Origin of the sequence: Mesorhizobium sp. M0077 (genome assembly GCF_040322955.1) — a bacterium.
Lineage (GTDB): Bacteria > Pseudomonadota > Alphaproteobacteria > Rhizobiales > Rhizobiaceae > Mesorhizobium.
On record NZ_JAMYUL010000015.1, the window covers coordinates 1 to 14,744 of the forward strand.

Annotated in this window: 14 protein-coding genes; 2 read left to right on the forward strand and 12 right to left on the reverse strand. The window is 62.1% G+C overall.

Going from position 1 to position 14,744, the window contains the following annotated elements:
- Positions 1-337 precede the first annotated feature (337 nt).
- Positions 338-673 carry a MucR family transcriptional regulator gene (locus NKJ57_RS24600; RefSeq protein ID WP_352498603.1) on the forward strand — a complete coding sequence of 112 codons (336 nt, stop codon included), beginning with the start codon at positions 338-340 and terminating at the stop codon, positions 671-673.
- On the opposite strand, the gene NKJ57_RS24605 is transcribed toward NKJ57_RS24600, so the two are convergent.
- The 12 genes from NKJ57_RS24605 to NKJ57_RS24660 all read right to left on the reverse strand — a co-directional run bounded on the left by NKJ57_RS24605 (position 647) and on the right by NKJ57_RS24660 (position 12,560).
- Entirely contained in the window at positions 647-925 is a 279-nt protein-coding gene (locus tag NKJ57_RS24605) for a DUF2274 domain-containing protein (RefSeq protein ID WP_023669268.1), read from the reverse strand. The two genes, NKJ57_RS24600 and NKJ57_RS24605, sit on opposite strands and share 27 nt — an antisense overlap.
- Positions 926-938: 13 nt before the next feature.
- The gene (locus NKJ57_RS24610) at positions 939-2,156 is read right to left on the reverse strand and encodes a TraB/TrbI/VirB10 family type IV secretion system protein (protein WP_023746228.1); all 1,218 of its coding nucleotides are present in this window, start codon (positions 2,154-2,156) and stop codon (positions 939-941) included.
- 10 nt (positions 2,157-2,166) lie between these two features.
- Positions 2,167-3,195: a P-type conjugative transfer protein TrbG gene (gene trbG / locus NKJ57_RS24615; protein WP_023669266.1), complete on the reverse strand. Its 1,029-nt coding sequence runs from the start codon at positions 3,193-3,195 to the stop codon at positions 2,167-2,169.
- Positions 3,185-3,916, reverse strand: coding sequence for a conjugal transfer protein TrbF (gene trbF, locus NKJ57_RS24620; protein WP_023669265.1), 732 nt, complete (start codon positions 3,914-3,916; stop codon positions 3,185-3,187). The genes trbG and trbF overlap by 11 nt, the downstream gene beginning before the upstream one ends.
- A complete protein-coding gene (trbL, locus tag NKJ57_RS24625; RefSeq protein WP_023669264.1) occupies positions 3,917-5,239 on the reverse strand; it encodes a P-type conjugative transfer protein TrbL in 1,323 nt (440 codons plus the stop codon).
- Positions 5,240-5,275: 36 nt separating this feature from the next.
- Positions 5,276-6,001, reverse strand: coding sequence for a P-type conjugative transfer protein TrbJ (gene trbJ / locus NKJ57_RS24630; protein ID WP_023669263.1), 726 nt, complete (start codon positions 5,999-6,001; stop codon positions 5,276-5,278).
- Positions 5,998-8,448, reverse strand: coding sequence for a conjugal transfer protein TrbE (gene trbE, locus NKJ57_RS24635; protein WP_023669262.1), 2,451 nt, complete (start codon positions 8,446-8,448; stop codon positions 5,998-6,000). Before trbE ends, trbJ begins: the two co-directional genes overlap by 4 nt.
- Positions 8,442-8,714: a VirB3 family type IV secretion system protein gene (locus tag NKJ57_RS24640; RefSeq protein ID WP_023669261.1), complete on the reverse strand. Its 273-nt coding sequence runs from the start codon at positions 8,712-8,714 to the stop codon at positions 8,442-8,444. Before NKJ57_RS24640 ends, trbE begins: the two co-directional genes overlap by 7 nt.
- Positions 8,714-9,022 (reverse strand): TrbC/VirB2 family type IV secretion system protein, encoded by a 309-nt coding sequence (locus tag NKJ57_RS24645; protein ID WP_023669260.1) that lies wholly within the window; start codon positions 9,020-9,022, stop codon positions 8,714-8,716. The genes NKJ57_RS24640 and NKJ57_RS24645 overlap by 1 nt, the downstream gene beginning before the upstream one ends.
- An 11-nt stretch (positions 9,023-9,033) precedes the next feature.
- Positions 9,034-10,002, reverse strand: coding sequence for a P-type conjugative transfer ATPase TrbB (gene trbB / locus NKJ57_RS24650; RefSeq protein ID WP_023669259.1), 969 nt, complete (start codon positions 10,000-10,002; stop codon positions 9,034-9,036).
- A complete protein-coding gene (locus NKJ57_RS24655) occupies positions 9,999-10,412 on the reverse strand; it encodes a CopG family transcriptional regulator (protein ID WP_023669258.1) in 414 nt (137 codons plus the stop codon). Before NKJ57_RS24655 ends, trbB begins: the two co-directional genes overlap by 4 nt.
- Before the next feature lie 117 nt (positions 10,413-10,529).
- Entirely contained in the window at positions 10,530-12,560 is a 2,031-nt protein-coding gene (locus tag NKJ57_RS24660; RefSeq protein ID WP_023669257.1) for a conjugal transfer protein TraG, read from the reverse strand.
- A gap of 1,228 nt (positions 12,561-13,788) precedes the next feature.
- Here NKJ57_RS24660 and NKJ57_RS24665 point away from each other — a divergent pair.
- Entirely contained in the window at positions 13,789-14,742 is a 954-nt protein-coding gene (locus NKJ57_RS24665; protein WP_023669254.1) for a hypothetical protein, read from the forward strand.
- The last annotated feature ends 2 nt before the right edge of the window (positions 14,743-14,744 follow it).

Consider the following 14,744-nt stretch of genomic DNA (forward strand, 5'->3'; position numbering starts at 1 on the left):
TCGATGACCACCGCAAAGCCGCTCGCTCGCTACAGCGCTGTTGAGGGCGCGCTCGCGAGCGGCTTCGCTACCGCCGAGCTACACCACCTGTCGGGACGCGACCATTTGCAATCAGAGGACTAGGAGCGTGATGATGTCTGAAGAAGCCGGCAGTAATCTATTCGCACTTACTGCGGATATCTTTTCGGCCTATCCAGAGGAACGCGGTTCCGGTCTCTGGATTGCCCGATTTGATCGCTAGTCTAAATTCGGCATTGACTAAGATCGGACAGGGCGCCAACTGAAGAAACGGCTCCGAAGCCGTCATCCTAAAAGGTCCGTCCTCCCAGACTACATAATCAGTCTTGAAGATGGAGCAGAAATACAAGTCACTCAAGCGCCATCTGGCAACCCGGCACGGATGACGCCCGATGAATACCGGGCGAGGTGGGGACTGGCGAAGGACTATCCCATGGTCGCCCCGAACTATTCGGCCGCCCGATCAGCGCTGGCAAAATCGTTAGGTTTGGGGGAGGGAAGGCTGCTCCGGCCAAGAAACCTATCTCAAAGCGTAAAGCGAACGCCTGATATCAAATTTTGCGAAGCGCTTGCTGGGATCGGTGGCAACGCGGTCAGCATCAAGAACCTAGCGGTGCGACACCAAGCGTTACGCGTTGTCCGGTGTGGAAGATGATTGCCTTCGCGGTTTCTCCGACGCGCCGGCGCCCGGCAAACCTTCCTTTCTGGCCTTGGCAAATGCCCGGTCACCTTCCAGAAACCCGACCAGCATAAAGGGGATCAGGTCAGCCACGGTTTCGGACTCGCCATAGGTCCGACGGTAAAGAGCGGCATAGTCGTTGAGTGCTTGGCTCAACGCGGCGCCAACGGTGATGGTGATCTTCGAAGGTGTCCGATCCGGAAGTTTTCCGAGTTTCAGGTTCGCCATGAAGTCCTCCTGTTCACCCCGTGTATGGCCGCAACACGAGGTCCTTGTGCACGATGACGCGCAACGGCCAACCAGGGCGCACGGTGATCGTGGGTTGGACGTTCAGGTTCTTTTCAGTGATCCGTTGGCCCGCTTGACTGACGTTCTGCTGGGTGGATTCACGAATTGCCTTGACCAAGTCGCTTTCATTTTCCCCAAAGCTCAACTCGGTACCAACCCCCAGCAATGTGGCTACCGCGACGCCCTTGATCAACTGCCAAGTATGGAAATCCACCTTGTCCTCGAGCCCGGCATAGCCGGCCGCGTCGGTCACGGGCAGATTGTCGATTTCGGTAGAGGAGCCGTCCGGCATCACGATGCGTTGCCACACCAACAGAGCGCGCCTTTGCCCAATGGCTACAACGCTGTCGTAGGTGCCGATCAGCCGTGAGCCCTGCGGGATGAGCAGGATGCTGCCGGTGACGCTGTCGTGCACATTCTCGGTGATCTGGGCGACGACAAGGCCGGGCAGATCGGAATTGATGCCGGTGATCAGGCTTGCAGCGATCACGCTACCGGCCATGATCTGATAGGGCGAAGCCGGCGTCTGCAGTGCATGCGGGTTGTAGATCCCGCCGGTGTTCCGTTGATCGATGAAATCGAGCTTGCGCTGTTGATTGTTCTGGTCGCCCTCGGCCGGCGCGACGGAAGCTCGCTGGCCTTCGGTATCTGGCTGCGGAGACGCCGTCTCGAAAGGCGAACGTCCGCCCTGCCCATTGCCAAAAGCTTCCGTTTGCTGGAGTCGGGTTTCGATGCGGAACAGGACTTGCGACTCGCGCGCTTCAATCGCTTGTTGTGCAAGCCGCTGCGCCTCGGCGGAAACGTCTTGCCCGGGCGCGATGCCAAGCTGGCGCTGGTGCTCGAGAATAGGGCGGCCGAGATCGCCGGGCAGCGGCGGTCCAAGCACCGGAGCCTTCGGCTTGCTCCCGGAATAGTCCTTGGGCAGCGATTCAAGTCCCTCGGCGGTCGGCTTGCGGTCCGTGCTGTAAAGCTCTTCAGCCTGCTGCTTCAGGCGCAGTGCCGGCCCCTGCAGCGCCATCATCGTGACGCCAAAGATGGTGCCGGAGCCAACAGCTGCGATCGCGACGATTATGCCGCGCCTGAACCGCACCGCTCGGCGGGGTGAGGCTCGCAGCTGCAACTGTTCGGGATTGAGCTTCGGCGGAGCATTCGGGTGGGAAGTATCGGTCATGAGCCTCCCCTTACCTGCCAAAGCGCGAAAACAGCGAAACCCGCCGCGGCGGTTGCCGACCGTCGGTTCTCGTGATGCGCACCACCTGCTGCTGTTTGGTGCCCAGCCTTAGCTCGGCGGCAGCAAAGAGGCGATCGACGACGTAGTAGTTGCCGCGCATCCGGTAGTTCACGAGTTGGTTATCGCCGTCGGCTCCGACGATGAAGAGCGGTGGCGCCTCGCCCTGATCGATGCGCTTCGGGAACTCTATGTAGACCTTGCTGCCATCATCGAAGGCGCGCGTCGGTCTCCACGGCGGCGTGTCGCCGGTGATCGAATAGCGGAAGCGGATGTTTTCGAGTGCTACGTTCGAGGCCGCGGGCATTTCAGCCTCTGCCTGAGCGTTGCGCCGCCGAAGCGCCACGAGTTGGTCTTCGCTGTAAATCCAGGAGAGCGCCGCCATGGCAGTTTTCTCAGTGCTTTGAAGCTGCAGGTGATAGGATCGCCTGTCCGTCGTGATGACCAGATTGGTGGCAAGCCCCGGCGCGAATGGCTTCACCAGCACATGAGTGCGCTGGTCATCGCCTGAGCCACTAACGGTGTCACCGATCACCCAACGGACCGTATCGCCGGCTGAGACCGAGTTCAGCTTCTCGCCCCGCTGCAATGAGATATCGGTGACGCGCTCCGGCGCGGCGTAGAGCTGGTAGAGCGCGCCGTCGGCAAAGGGGTAAACCTGCACCGCATTGACATAGCCAAACTTGGTGGGTTGTTGCGTCGCCGCCTTGTTGGCATCGGCGACCTGTTCTTCCGGCGAGCGCTTATCTGGGGCGGGCTTGCCGGGTGCGGGCATCAACTGACCAGGCAACGGTAACGGTTTCGGCACTTCCACGACCTTGACCGGCTTCTCCGGCGCCTTCTCGATCGCGGCTGGTTTGAAGTCCTCGTGGTCATAGGAAATCTGAGGCGGCGGCACTGGTTTCGAGGCACAGGCCGAAAGAACCGCAGCAGACGCCGACAGGATCAAGGCAGCACGAAGCAATGGGGCTCTATTTGTCATTGGCGGGCTCCTTAGGGGAAACGGGGGTTGGCGCGGCGCTGTCGAGCTCGCGCGACCAGTCGATGGCGTTGATGAAGACGCCGAGCGGGTTCTTGCGCAGCTGCTCGGTTGTCCTAGGCGCGCGGATGAGGATGGTGAGGATCCCGATCCAGCGCGTCGTGCTGGCGAGGCTGCCGCGCTCGAACACCTGCTCGGTCCATTTGACCTGGAACGAGCTGTCGGAAGCCCTGACCACGCTGGTCACCTGCACTGACACGCTGCGCGTGCCGATTTGGCCGAAAGGGTCGTTCGCCTTGGCATATTCGTTGAGGAAGAGCGCCGCTCGGTCGGTGGCAAAGTCGTAGGCCGACAGCCAATTCTGCCGCACCAGAACCGCATCGGTGGAAACCGAACGGACATTCTGGATGAAGCGGCTGAGATGCCAGGCGATCTGGGCATCGTCGGGATGGTAGTTTTGGACTGCCGGCGCGACCGCGTGCGCCTCGCCAAAGCGGTCGACTTCGACGACATAAGGCACGACGCGGCCCTGCATCGACTGCCACAGAAGCCCACCGGAAAGCCCCGTCGTCAGAGCCAGGCAGCCAAAGGCCATGAAGCGCCAGTTCTTGGCCTGGACGCGCGCCGCGCCGATGCGCTCATCCCAGAGTTGGCTGGCCTTCTGGTAGGGTGTTACGGGTTCGGGCGTCTTTCCATAACGGTGAACGGGTCGCTTGAAGAGCATCTAGTCTTCCTTGTCATTGAGGGAGGGATTGGCGCCGCTTCCGCCCCGATCTCCATCGCGCACCGCCTGCGTGGCAGCATGGCGATGGGCGCGTGCGGTCTGTTCGGAACGCAGACGCCTTGCCCAGGCAGGCGCGGCTGCGGGAGCTATAACTGGAGAGCTTCCGCTCATCGAGCTGGTCGGCATGCCGCCGGTCGCGGTCCAGCCGGCATTGCGACCGGCGTCGGCACTACGGCGGAATGGTTCTGCTGCGGATCGCATTCCCCGCATCGCGGCGCCGCTAGCGGCACTCGCAACCCCCTGCAGCCCAGCAGCTACCCCGGACAGCCCGGACTCGGGCGATGTCGCGCGCCCCGTCTGCCAAGCGACGATGGCAGCGGACCCCATGGCGGTGCCGGCACGGACTGCGGCGAGGCCGCCGCCTGTTGCCATGCGCGCGCCGGCAAACGCAGCGCCTCCGGCAACGAGCGTTGATCCAGCTGCGGCCGCCGTTGTTCCAAGTGCCGCGCCGGCGCCAAGCTGCGGCGCGCCGGAAACAAGACCCGAGGCAATCCCGGGGCCGAAAATGCCGAGCCCAAGCAGCGCCAGCGCACCCAGTACCTGAGACATGGCCGCCGCCAGGTCCGGCTCCTGGCCCTGCAGGGCGGAAGCGAACTCGCCAAAGAGCGTGGAGCCGATGCCGACGATGACGGCAAGCACCATCACCTTGATGCCCGACGAAATCACATTGCCGAGCACGCGCTCGGCCAGAAACGCCGAGCGGTTCCAGAGCGCGAAGGGCACCAGGACGAAGCCGGCCAGCGTGGTGAGCTTGAACTCGAGGATGGTGATGAAGAGCTGGATGGAAAGAATGAAGAAGGCGATGAGGACCAGGAACCAGGCCAGAAGCAGCACGAAGATGGTGAGCGCGTTACCGAAGATCTCGGGGAAGCCTACTAGCTGGCTCGCTTGATTGAGGAGCGGCCAGGCGCCCTGGAAGCCGGCCGCGGCAATGCGGCCTGGCCGCAGGAGACTGTCGGCGGACAGGTTGCCGGGCGATGCGTTGATGCCGAGACCGGCAAAGGAGCGGTAAATTATGTCGGCGAGGTTCTTGAAATTGTTCAGGACGAAGGCGAAGGCGCCGACATAGAGCACTTTGCGAACAAGCCGGCCAAGTATGTTGGGCTCGCCGCCGAACGCCCAGACCAAGCCCGCGAGCGTGATGTCAATGCCGATCAGAATGGTGGTGAGAAAGGCGACGTCGCCCGAAAGCAGACCGAACCCACTGTCAATGTAGCGGGTAAAGGTCTCCATGAAGCGATCGATGACTCCGAGGTCGTTCATGTCGCCGCCTTCCTCGTTGTCTTGAAGAACTGCCGCTCAGTTGCCGGGATAAGCCGTGCCGGTGCCCAGGAAACGCTTCGTCGTCTCGCGAGCGGCTTCCTCAGACTGCGCCTTGCGCGCCGCATCCTCGGCCTCGGCCCGGAACTGGGTCGCAAGCAGCGTCTGGATCTGCATCTGCTGCTTGGTCGAAAGCGCGATCAGCTGATTGGTGGCCTGGCTTGCCTCGAGGGCACCTGCCGCGCCCTGACTGCGATTGACGAGGTCGGTAAGCAGGTCGCCATCGGCCTGCACGTTCTCGACTATCTGCGACTGCGCGCTCATGGTCTGGCGGAACGCCTGCATGGCGCTCTGCCAGCGCTCGCGCGCGGCGCTCGCCACATCGCTGACCTTGATGGTGGCGTCGTAGCTTTCCGGATATTGCTGGCGCCACTGGTCCTGCAGCTTGTCGAGATCGAAGCTCAGGCCGCTCGCCTGGGTCATCAGACCGTCAATCCGTTGGAGCGAGCCGGTAAGCTGGCCCACGGAAGAGAAATCCAGGCGCTGAAGGTTGCGCGCCATGTTCTGCAGCATGGTCGCCTGGTTCTGAAGCGACTGGATTTGGTTGTTGATCTGCTCCAATGCGCGTGCTGCCGACAGCACATTCTGCGTATAGTTGGACGGGTCAAACACGATGAGCGCATAGGCCGGCTGGACGTAGTCAGCCATCGGTTTGGCAATCAGGGAAACGGTGACCAGGCTAGTAAAAAGGCGGCGTCCGATCATGACGATTGCTCCTTGTTAGGTTGAGGAAATTGCTGGAGAAGCTCGGCAGCCCAATCCAGGCCGCGCGCACTGAAGAAACGGGCGGCAAAGCTGCCCTGCCCTTCTTCGGAAAGAATATTGTCGATCAGGGTCTGCGCGGCCGGGTCGGAGGCGCCGCAAAGCGCAAGAGCGATCGGGCCTAGCCCGAGCTCGAAGAGGCGATTGCCGCGGCGCGACTGCAGATAGTAGTGGCGCTTCGGCGTGGCGCGGGCGACCAATTCGATCTGTCGCTCATTAAGACCGAAGCGCTCATAGGCTGCCCGTGCCTGCGGCTCCACCGCACGATCATTGGGGAGAAAAATGCGCTGCGGGCAGCTCTCGATGATTGCGGGTGCGATAGAAGAGCCGGCGATGTCGGCAAGCGACTGCGTCGCGAAGATGACGGAGACGTTTTTCTTACGCAGCACCTTAAGCCATTCGCGGATGCGGGCGGCAAAGAGCGGGTTGTCGAGATAGACCCAGGCCTCGTCGAGCATGAGCAGCGTCGGCCGCCCGTCAAACCGGTCCTCAAGACGATGGAACAGATAGGTGAGCACAGGCAGCACAGCGCCTTGGCTGTGCATCAGCTCCTGGGTTTCGAAACACTGCACATCCGAGATGGCCAGCCGGTCGTCATCGGCATCGAGCAGCCGGCCGAATGGTCCGTCGAGCGTGTAGGGCATCAATGCCGATTTGAGCGCATTGGACTGAAGCAGGACCGACAGGCCAGTCAGCGTGCGTTCCTGCGCCGGCGCGGTGGCGAGGCTGGTGAGCGCCGACCAGATTGCCTCCTTCACCTCCGGGGTGACGGTGACATTCTCGTGGGCAATGAGGCCGGCGATCCATTCGGCCGCCCAGCTCTGTGTGGCCGGGTCGTCGATGTGGCGCAGCGGCTGGAAACCAAGCGCACCATTCGCACCCAACGCATGGTGGTCGCCGCCCATGGCAAGCGCGGCGGCGCGGGCCGAATTGCCTTTGTCGAAGACATAGATTTGCGCGCCAGCGTAGCGCCGGAACTGCAAAGCGATCAGGGCAAGCAGAACCGACTTGCCGGCACCGGTCGGCCCGACAATCAGCATGTGGCCGACATCGCCGATATGGGTCGAAAGCCGAAACGGCGTCGAGCCGCTGGTTTCGGCGAAAAGAAGCGGCGGAGCGTAATCGCCGGTGACCTCGGCAAGGTGCTCGTTCTCCGCTGGACCTGCCCACACGGACGACAGCGGCACGAGATGGGCAAGGTTAAGCGTGTGAACGAGCGGCTGGCGAACGTTGGCGTAGACATGACCCGGCAATGAACCAAGCCACGCTTCGACGGCATTGATGCTTTCGCGAATGGTGGTGAAGCCGAGCCCGTTGACGATCCGCTCGACGGCGCGAAGCTTTTCCGCGGCGGCTTTACGGTTCTGATCCCACACCGTCACCGTTGTGGTGAGATAGCCGAAGCCGACATGATCGCCGCCCAATGCCTGCAGTGCTGCATCGGCATCGAGCGCCTTGTTGTCGGCGTCGCTGTCGACGAGAGGCACCGGTTCGTTGGTCACCACCTCGCGCAGAATAGCCGCGATCGATTTGCGCTTGGCAAACCACTGCCGCCGGAGCCGAGTCAGCGTCTTCGTGGCTTCCGCCTTGTCGAGTGGAATGAAGCGCGTCACCCAGCGATAGGCGAAATCCTGGTTATTGAGCGCGTCAAGGATTCCTGGCCGGGTGACGTTCGGAAAGCCGAGAACTGTGAGCGTGCGCAGATGCTGCTCGCCCAGCATCGGCTCTAGGCCGCCGGTCAGCGGCGCGTCAACCAGGACGCCGTCGAGATACATTGGCGTTTCCGGCACGGCGACCGGATGACGGCGTGTCGAGATCGTGCCGTGCAGGTACGTCAGGGTCTCGGCATCGTCGAGCGCGCGCACCTCGGGCACGAAGCCCGAAAGAAGATCGAGAACGCGGTCAGTCTCGTCTCGGAACCGGGCAAGCTCCTGGCGCCAGTCTCTTTCCCCTCCCAAGTCATGCGAGTCGACGAGAGCACTTTCCGCGCGCGCTTGGCCATCGGGCCCAGGCATGAAGACCAAGGTCAGATGATAGATGCTCTCGAAATGCGCGACCTTGCCCTCGAAGGCCGCGCGCCGTTCCTCATCGATCAGCCATGAGGCAGCATCGGGAAGGGCCGAGCTCGCATAGCCCAGCGCTTCGATGCGCTCGGCCTCGAAGAATAATGCCCAGCCAGAGCCGAGCCTTCTCAGCGCATTGTTTGCCCGCGCGCATATGCCGATGAGTTCGGCCTCCGTCGCGCTTTCAAGGTCGGGGCCACGAAACCGCAATGTCCGTTGGAAGCTGCCATCCTTATTGAGCACGATGCCGGGCGCGACGAGTGCTGCCCAGGGCAGATGGTCGGCAAGCCGGTCGGCTTTGCCGCGGTATTCGGAAAGCTTCAGCATGCAAGCCAGCCCTTTTGACGAAGATGACGGACAAGCACGCTGGCAAAATCCGGATCACGCCGTGCGGCAAAGACCGCGAGCGTGTGGCCGGCGATCCAGAGCACTAGACCGCCAATCCACTGCTGCAGGCCTAGGCCGATGGCCGCGGCCACCGTGCCATTGAGGATCGCCACCGCCCGCGGCGCGCCGCCGAGCAGGATCGGCTCGGTGAGCGCCCGATTGATCAGAACCTCGAAGCCTTCGATATGCTGCTCTCCGGTGCTCATCAGACGACTGCCCCGCCGCCAAAGGAGAAGAAGGAAAGAAAGAAGCTCGAGGCCGCGAAGGCGATCGACAGGCCGAAGACGATCTGGATCAGCCGGCGGAAACCGCCCGCCGTGTCGCCGAAGGCAAGGGTCAGACCGGTGGTGATGATGATGATCACCGCGAGGATCTTGGCGACCGGCCCCTGCACCGATTCCAGAATCTGCTGCAGCGGCTGTTCCCACGGCATGCCGGAGCCGGCAGCGTGGGCCTGGGCCGTGAGAAGAAGCGCGACGGCGGCGAACGAAAGAAAGCGAAGCTTCTTGCGCATGAGGTGACCTTTCAGAGCTGCTGGAGTTGCGGAAGTGTGAGCGGGGTGACGGCGTAATCGCCGCTGCCGTCGAGACCCGTGACCTCGGCGATCGCGTCAACCCGGCGCGCGGGTCCTCTTCCGGCAATAAAGATGACCAAGTCGACGGCATCGGCGATCAGCCGGCGGGGAACGGTGACAACCGCTTCCTGGGCGAGCTGCTCAATACGATAGAGTGCGGAGCGTGCCGAATTGGCGTGAACCGTGGCAATGCCGCCGGGATGTCCGGTGTTCCATGCCTTCAGCATATCGAGCGCTTCCGCGCCTCTGACTTCGCCGACGATGATGCGGTCGGGCCTCAGCCGTAAGGTCGAGCGTACGAGATCGGCGAGTGTGATGGAGCCCCGCCTCGTCCTCATGGCAACGCAGTCCTTGGCCGCGCATTGCAGCTCGCGGGTGTCCTCAATCAGGATCACCCGCTCATCGCATTCGGCGACTTCTGCCAGTAGAGCATTGGTAAGTGTCGTTTTGCCCGACGATGTGCCGCCGGCGACCAGGATGTTGCGCCGCTCGCGCACTGCCTTCCTCAGGGCATCAGCCTGCAGCGGGAGCATGACGCGATCGGCGACGTAGTTGGCCAGCGTGTAGAGTTTTGCCGCCGGTTTGCGGATGGCGAAGCATGGCGCCAGCACGACCGGCGGTAGCAGACCCTCGAAGCGCTCGCCTGATGGCAATTCGGCACTGACAATCGGACTATCTGCATGCGCCTCGGCGCGTACATGGGAGGCGACGAGCCGGATGATGCGTTCCGCCTCGGCAGGATGCATATGCACGCCTGTATCGACCCGGCCTTCTCCCAACCGGTCGAGCCTCAGCGCGCCGTCGGGGTTGACCATCACCTCGATGACGGTCGGATCGGCAAGGGCCTCGGTGATCGCGGCGCCCATGGCTGTGCGCAGCATGGCTCGGCGGCGGTGGTCCGCTGCGGGATGAGAGTTCATCCTTCGCCTCCGTTGCCATTGCCGTAACCAAGCGAGCGCTTCCCGGAGGCTATCTGGCGACCGACCTGCTCGACGAATTTGTCAAAGCGCTCTTGGGCGATCGCCTGTGTCGCCCGATCCGGAATTGGCGTGTGCGCATGAAGCGTGATTGAAAAGCGGATTAAGAGCGCGAGGCTCTCCAGAGTTATTTCGGCGTCGCGCCTGACATGGTCGAGATCGCGGGAAAGACGGTCCAGCCGCTTGCCGTAGCGCTGGTCGAGCTCGTTTTCACCACGCCGTTCGATGAAGGCCTCGACCGCTTTCGCGACGATTGCCGATTTCGTGGTCGACGGGTTGCGGCTGAGGGTTTCCAGCTTCTCGCTCAATTCGGGTTCGAGCAGAAACTGGTGGCGAATGCGACGGGGCTTCATACGTCTCGTTCCGACTGGCCGGCGCTGATGCGCCGGTGCGAACGAACATCGCCGAGATCCGCAAAATCGCTTATGGGCGTTATCTACGCCGAGATACGCCTCAGTTGCGGAAAGCGTTCAGAAGCCGGGGATGATGTCCTTGTCGTCGCCCCTTCCCTCGTTGAGGCCGTAGGCGCTCGCCGCGGTAGAAACCCGGTCCATGACGCGCTTGTCTGCGAGTGCCTCGGCGTCATCGTCCGACAGATTGAAGAGGTCATCCTGATCAGGCTCCCGAGAGACGACGACGTGGTCTTCAGGCAGGCCGGGATGACGCTGCTGTTGCACGCCGCTCCCTTCTTCGATTGCCGCGCCGGCGTGTTCGTCATCGGCAGCGAGACGGCGGTCAACACTGCGGACTTGTCCGCTCCAATCGTCGGGGCGCGACGCAGGACAGTCCGCGTACAGACCGTCGCGCAACACCGGCGCCGGCAGCACCCGTTCGGTGAAATTCGGATCCTGGTAATAGCGCAACTTCTGGGCGCGGATCGGCGGCAACCCGGAAACAAGGATTAATTCGTCAGCTTGCGGCAACTGCATCACTTCGCCAGGCGTCAGCAGCGGGCGAGCGGTCTCCTGGCGACTGACCATGACGTGCGAAAGCCAGGGCGCCAGCCGGTGGCCGGCGTAGTTGCGCATGGACCTGAGTTCCGTCGCCGTACCGAGCGCATCCGATATGCGTTTGGCCGTGCGCTCGTCGTTGGAGGAAAAGGCAATGCGCACATGGCAATTGTCGAGAATGGCGTTGTTCTCGCCATAGGCTTTGGAGATCTGGTTCAAGGATTGCGCGATCAGATAGGCGCGGATGCCGTAACCCGCCATGAAGGCGAGCGCGGTCTCGAAGAAGTCGAGGCGACCAAGAGCCGGAAATTCGTCCAGCATCATGAGCAGTTGGTACTTGCGGCTTTTCTTCGGGTCACCTTCCAGCCGCTCCGTCAGTCGCCTGCCGATCTGATTGAGCACCAGTCGCACCAGTGGCTTGGTGCGCGAAATATCCGATGGCGGCACCACTAGATAGAGCGACATCGGTCGTTCCGCATCCATGAGGTCGGCAATGCGCCAGTCGCAGGCCGATGTTGCCGAGGCAACCGTCGGATCACGATAGAGCCCGAGAAACGACATTGCGGTCGAGAGAACGCCAGAACGCTCGTTCTCTGATTTGTTCAGCACCTCGCGAGCCGCCGAGGCCACGACGGGATGGACCCGAGGTGTGTCCGCCGTGCCGAGGTGGTTGGTGGTCATCATCCGCAGCAGTGTCGCGGCAAACGAGCGTTGCGGATCCGACAGGAAAGTGGCGACGCGCGCGAGCGTCTTTTCTTCTTCCGCGTAGAGCACGTGCAAGATGGCCCCGACCAAGAGTGAATGACTAGTCTTCTCCCAATGATTCCGCCGCTCCAGCGCGCCTTCCGGATCGACGAGAATGTCCGCGATGTTCTGAACGTCGCGGACCTCATCTGAACCCCTGCGCACTTCCAGCAGCGGGTTATAGCGCGCCGATCTCGAGTCGGTCGGATTGAACAGGAGGCAGAAAGAGAACTTCGACCGCCAGCCGGAAGTCAGCTGCCAGTTCTCGCCTTTGATGTCGTGAATGACGGCCGAGCCGGTCCAGGAAAGAAGCGTTGGAACGACCAATCCCACGCCCTTGCCCGAACGTGTCGGCGCAAAGGCCATGACATGTTCCGGCCCGTCATGTCGCAGATAGTGATCCTTCAGTTTGCCAAGGAAAACGCCGGCCGGCTCAAACAGGCCTGCCTTCTCGATTTCCCGAGCCGCGGCCCATCGTGAGGAACCGTAGGTGGTGACCAACCCCCTCTGCCGCGCGCGCCAGAGGGAGCCAGCTATTGCGGCCGCACACCCCAAGAATCCGCTGGCTCCGGCAAGCATGCCGGCCTTGTCGAAGACCTCAGGCGCATAGGCGTCGAAGTGAAACCACCATTCGAACAGTTTCCACGGCTTGTAGATCGGCCGGGCCGCCGCGGCAAACCATGGCGCGCCAAGCTGCGGCTGATAGTCCAGCATGTGGGCGCACCATTGCGTTGCCGCCCATACGCCAACGATGACGATGGCGAACACAACTACGATCTGGCCGACAAGGAGCTTCGTCGGTGTCACGGGCACAGCCTCCACTGTTTGGTAGTAGATGGAAGCAGCATGACGTGACGTTTCAGAAAATCGAAGATACCCAATATACGCGCCCGTGCGATGCAGTGAACGTTGCAGGCTTGGAAGATTGGGCGCCAAGAAGTGTCATCGCGAAGGCGACGAGCGAATGACTTGTTTTGGGCCGGAAGCGGACTGACAACTTACGATGCTCAAAAATGCAAAGCGGACGTTGCAGTGGGCTGACAAGACTTCTGCAAGTGACCCTTTCCAGTCGCTCCTAGGGCGTTGCGTGAACGACCGCTTCGCGCGCCCCATTCAGCCGTTGAGCAGGTTTCCGGTGTTACCTGAAGACTCGCACTCGTTTCCACAGTCACCGCCTGGATTTGAATGAGCCCCCCACCTAGATCAGATGTTGAACAGGAGCTTTTTCGACATGCTCTTCGTGAGCGGAGCGTACTCGACCGGAGTTCCGCGGCTGATGACGACCGTCCGCCACATCCGAGCGCTGTCGGGGGTCTGAACTCGCATCCTCGTTCGACGTCGACTTGGCGGGGGTTAGCGTCAGACAGCGGCTCCGTTGACCAAGCGCTGGTCAAGGACTCGGTCTCGTTCGTGTAGCTCTGTGCTGTGAAGTGGACGTGACTGGGTTGGTCCAGAACGACGGTTCCAGCAAGCGGATGGGGGCGGTCCTGTTCTCGGCATGACAATGGCGAAGCCGACGAAGAGTGCCAGCAGGAGCAGCCCGCCTATCGTTCGCCTTACCCAGGACGACGAGATCCGGATCGCCGGTGCGGATCCCGCGTCGTAGGTGGCCGGCTCCCCTTTAAGACCTGTCTTTGCTGCCGCAGGTAGGCGCTCACCTCGTCGTCATAGGACGCGGTGCACTCCTGGAAGGCGCCCGAGCGCGTCTTCCAGGTCGTCGACCGCGTCTGCGGCGATGATCACGAACAGGCGGTAGTCACGATTTCGCAGTCCATTCGAGCGGTCAGTCGACACGTCATCGGAGTCGGAGCGGGGTACGAGAAAGGGGCGGATCAGATCTCGTCCTTGCCGGAGCGGATCAGCAGGACGCAGACGCACTCCTGCACCTCAGGCACGCGTTCTTTCAGGCGCAAAATCAGGGCGCTGCGGATGAGCCAGCGTAGATGCATGCAGCCGCACAACGCCGGCGCCTGCACGGCTTTACAGTGAAGGTAGAAGGCTGTAGAAGCCGCGCCCCACAGCGGCGGACAGATCGATGGTCAAGGGCGACGCGCTCACCGAACAGTTCTACGCCAGAGCCAAACGCGGCTACAGCAGATGTCTCTGGCCAACCATGAAGTGCCCAAACAAGGCGATCAACGCGCACTCCGTGCAGCGGGCGACGGCGCTTGCGCTCATCGCGGAGAAGCGGAAAGTCATGGAATTGCGGTCGAAGATAGTCGAAGGTCAGCTTCGGTCCCGGTTCGAGAGTAGAGGATTGCGGCAGGCGTCCACCTTCACGGGACTTTGCGCCGAACACGACGCCACCGTGTTCCGCAGCATCGACACCCAACCGCTGGACTTCAACAATCCAGCGCAGATGTTCCTGATTGCCTGGCGCTCGGTGACGCGCGAAGTCCACGCCACCATGGCAGGCGCCGATAATCTGCAGAATGCCCTGCGCACCGCAGTCGAGGACGGACGCGTCTCGCCGGATGAGGACTCGCCGCCGCTACTCTGGGCGACCCGCGCTTTGATGAGAGCCTACGTGACCCACTGCTACCGGACCGAATACTATGACCGAGTGTTCGCGTCCGGGCGGTTTGGCGACATCCTGCATTCGGTGGTCCCAATTAAAGAGCGGCAGCCCGTGCTCGCCTCGTCATCATTCTTCGCCGTCGACGACCGGCGTCTGGAACGTGACCTTCCCCGCCTCGTCCTAAACGTGATCCCGTCCAGCCAAGAGGAGACGACAGTCATCTTCAGTTACCCCAGAACCCACGCCGATTCCTGCAGGGAGCGTATCCAGCCGATCCTTCAATCGTGCGGTGAGAACCAGCTCCTCGCCCTCTCGACCATGATTTTGGACGCGACCGAGAACTTCTTCGTGCGACCGTCGCACGTTGCTGGCTGGCCGGACCAGAAGCGTATGCGGATCGAGGAAGCCTTCAGGTCGACCGTCACACAGGACGCGGATCTGCAGCCCGCGAACGATCTGATGCTCTTCTGAGG

Excerpts from the sequence above, each read along its gene's own strand:
- trbF (WP_023669265.1), bottom strand. The coding sequence starts at position 3,916 with ATGCTCTTCAAGCGACCCGTTCACCGTTATGGAAAGACGCCCGAACCC.
- NKJ57_RS24665 (WP_023669254.1), top strand. The coding sequence starts at position 13,789 with ATGGTCAAGGGCGACGCGCTCACCGAACAGTTCTACGCCAGAGCCAAA.
- NKJ57_RS24645 (WP_023669260.1), bottom strand. The coding sequence starts at position 9,022 with ATGCGCAAGAAGCTTCGCTTTCTTTCGTTCGCCGCCGTCGCGCTTCTT.
- trbB (WP_023669259.1), bottom strand. The coding sequence starts at position 10,002 with ATGAACTCTCATCCCGCAGCGGACCACCGCCGCCGAGCCATGCTGCGC.
- NKJ57_RS24640 (WP_023669261.1), bottom strand. The coding sequence starts at position 8,714 with ATGAGCACCGGAGAGCAGCATATCGAAGGCTTCGAGGTTCTGATCAAT.
- trbG (WP_023669266.1), bottom strand. The coding sequence starts at position 3,195 with ATGACAAATAGAGCCCCATTGCTTCGTGCTGCCTTGATCCTGTCGGCG.
- trbL (WP_023669264.1), bottom strand. The coding sequence starts at position 5,239 with ATGAACGACCTCGGAGTCATCGATCGCTTCATGGAGACCTTTACCCGC.
- NKJ57_RS24605 (WP_023669268.1), bottom strand. The coding sequence starts at position 925 with ATGGCGAACCTGAAACTCGGAAAACTTCCGGATCGGACACCTTCGAAG.
- NKJ57_RS24610 (WP_023746228.1), bottom strand. The coding sequence starts at position 2,156 with ATGACCGATACTTCCCACCCGAATGCTCCGCCGAAGCTCAATCCCGAA.
- NKJ57_RS24655 (WP_023669258.1), bottom strand. The coding sequence starts at position 10,412 with ATGAAGCCCCGTCGCATTCGCCACCAGTTTCTGCTCGAACCCGAATTG.
- trbJ (WP_023669263.1), bottom strand. The coding sequence starts at position 6,001 with ATGATCGGACGCCGCCTTTTTACTAGCCTGGTCACCGTTTCCCTGATT.
- trbE (WP_023669262.1), bottom strand. The coding sequence starts at position 8,448 with ATGCTGAAGCTTTCCGAATACCGCGGCAAAGCCGACCGGCTTGCCGAC.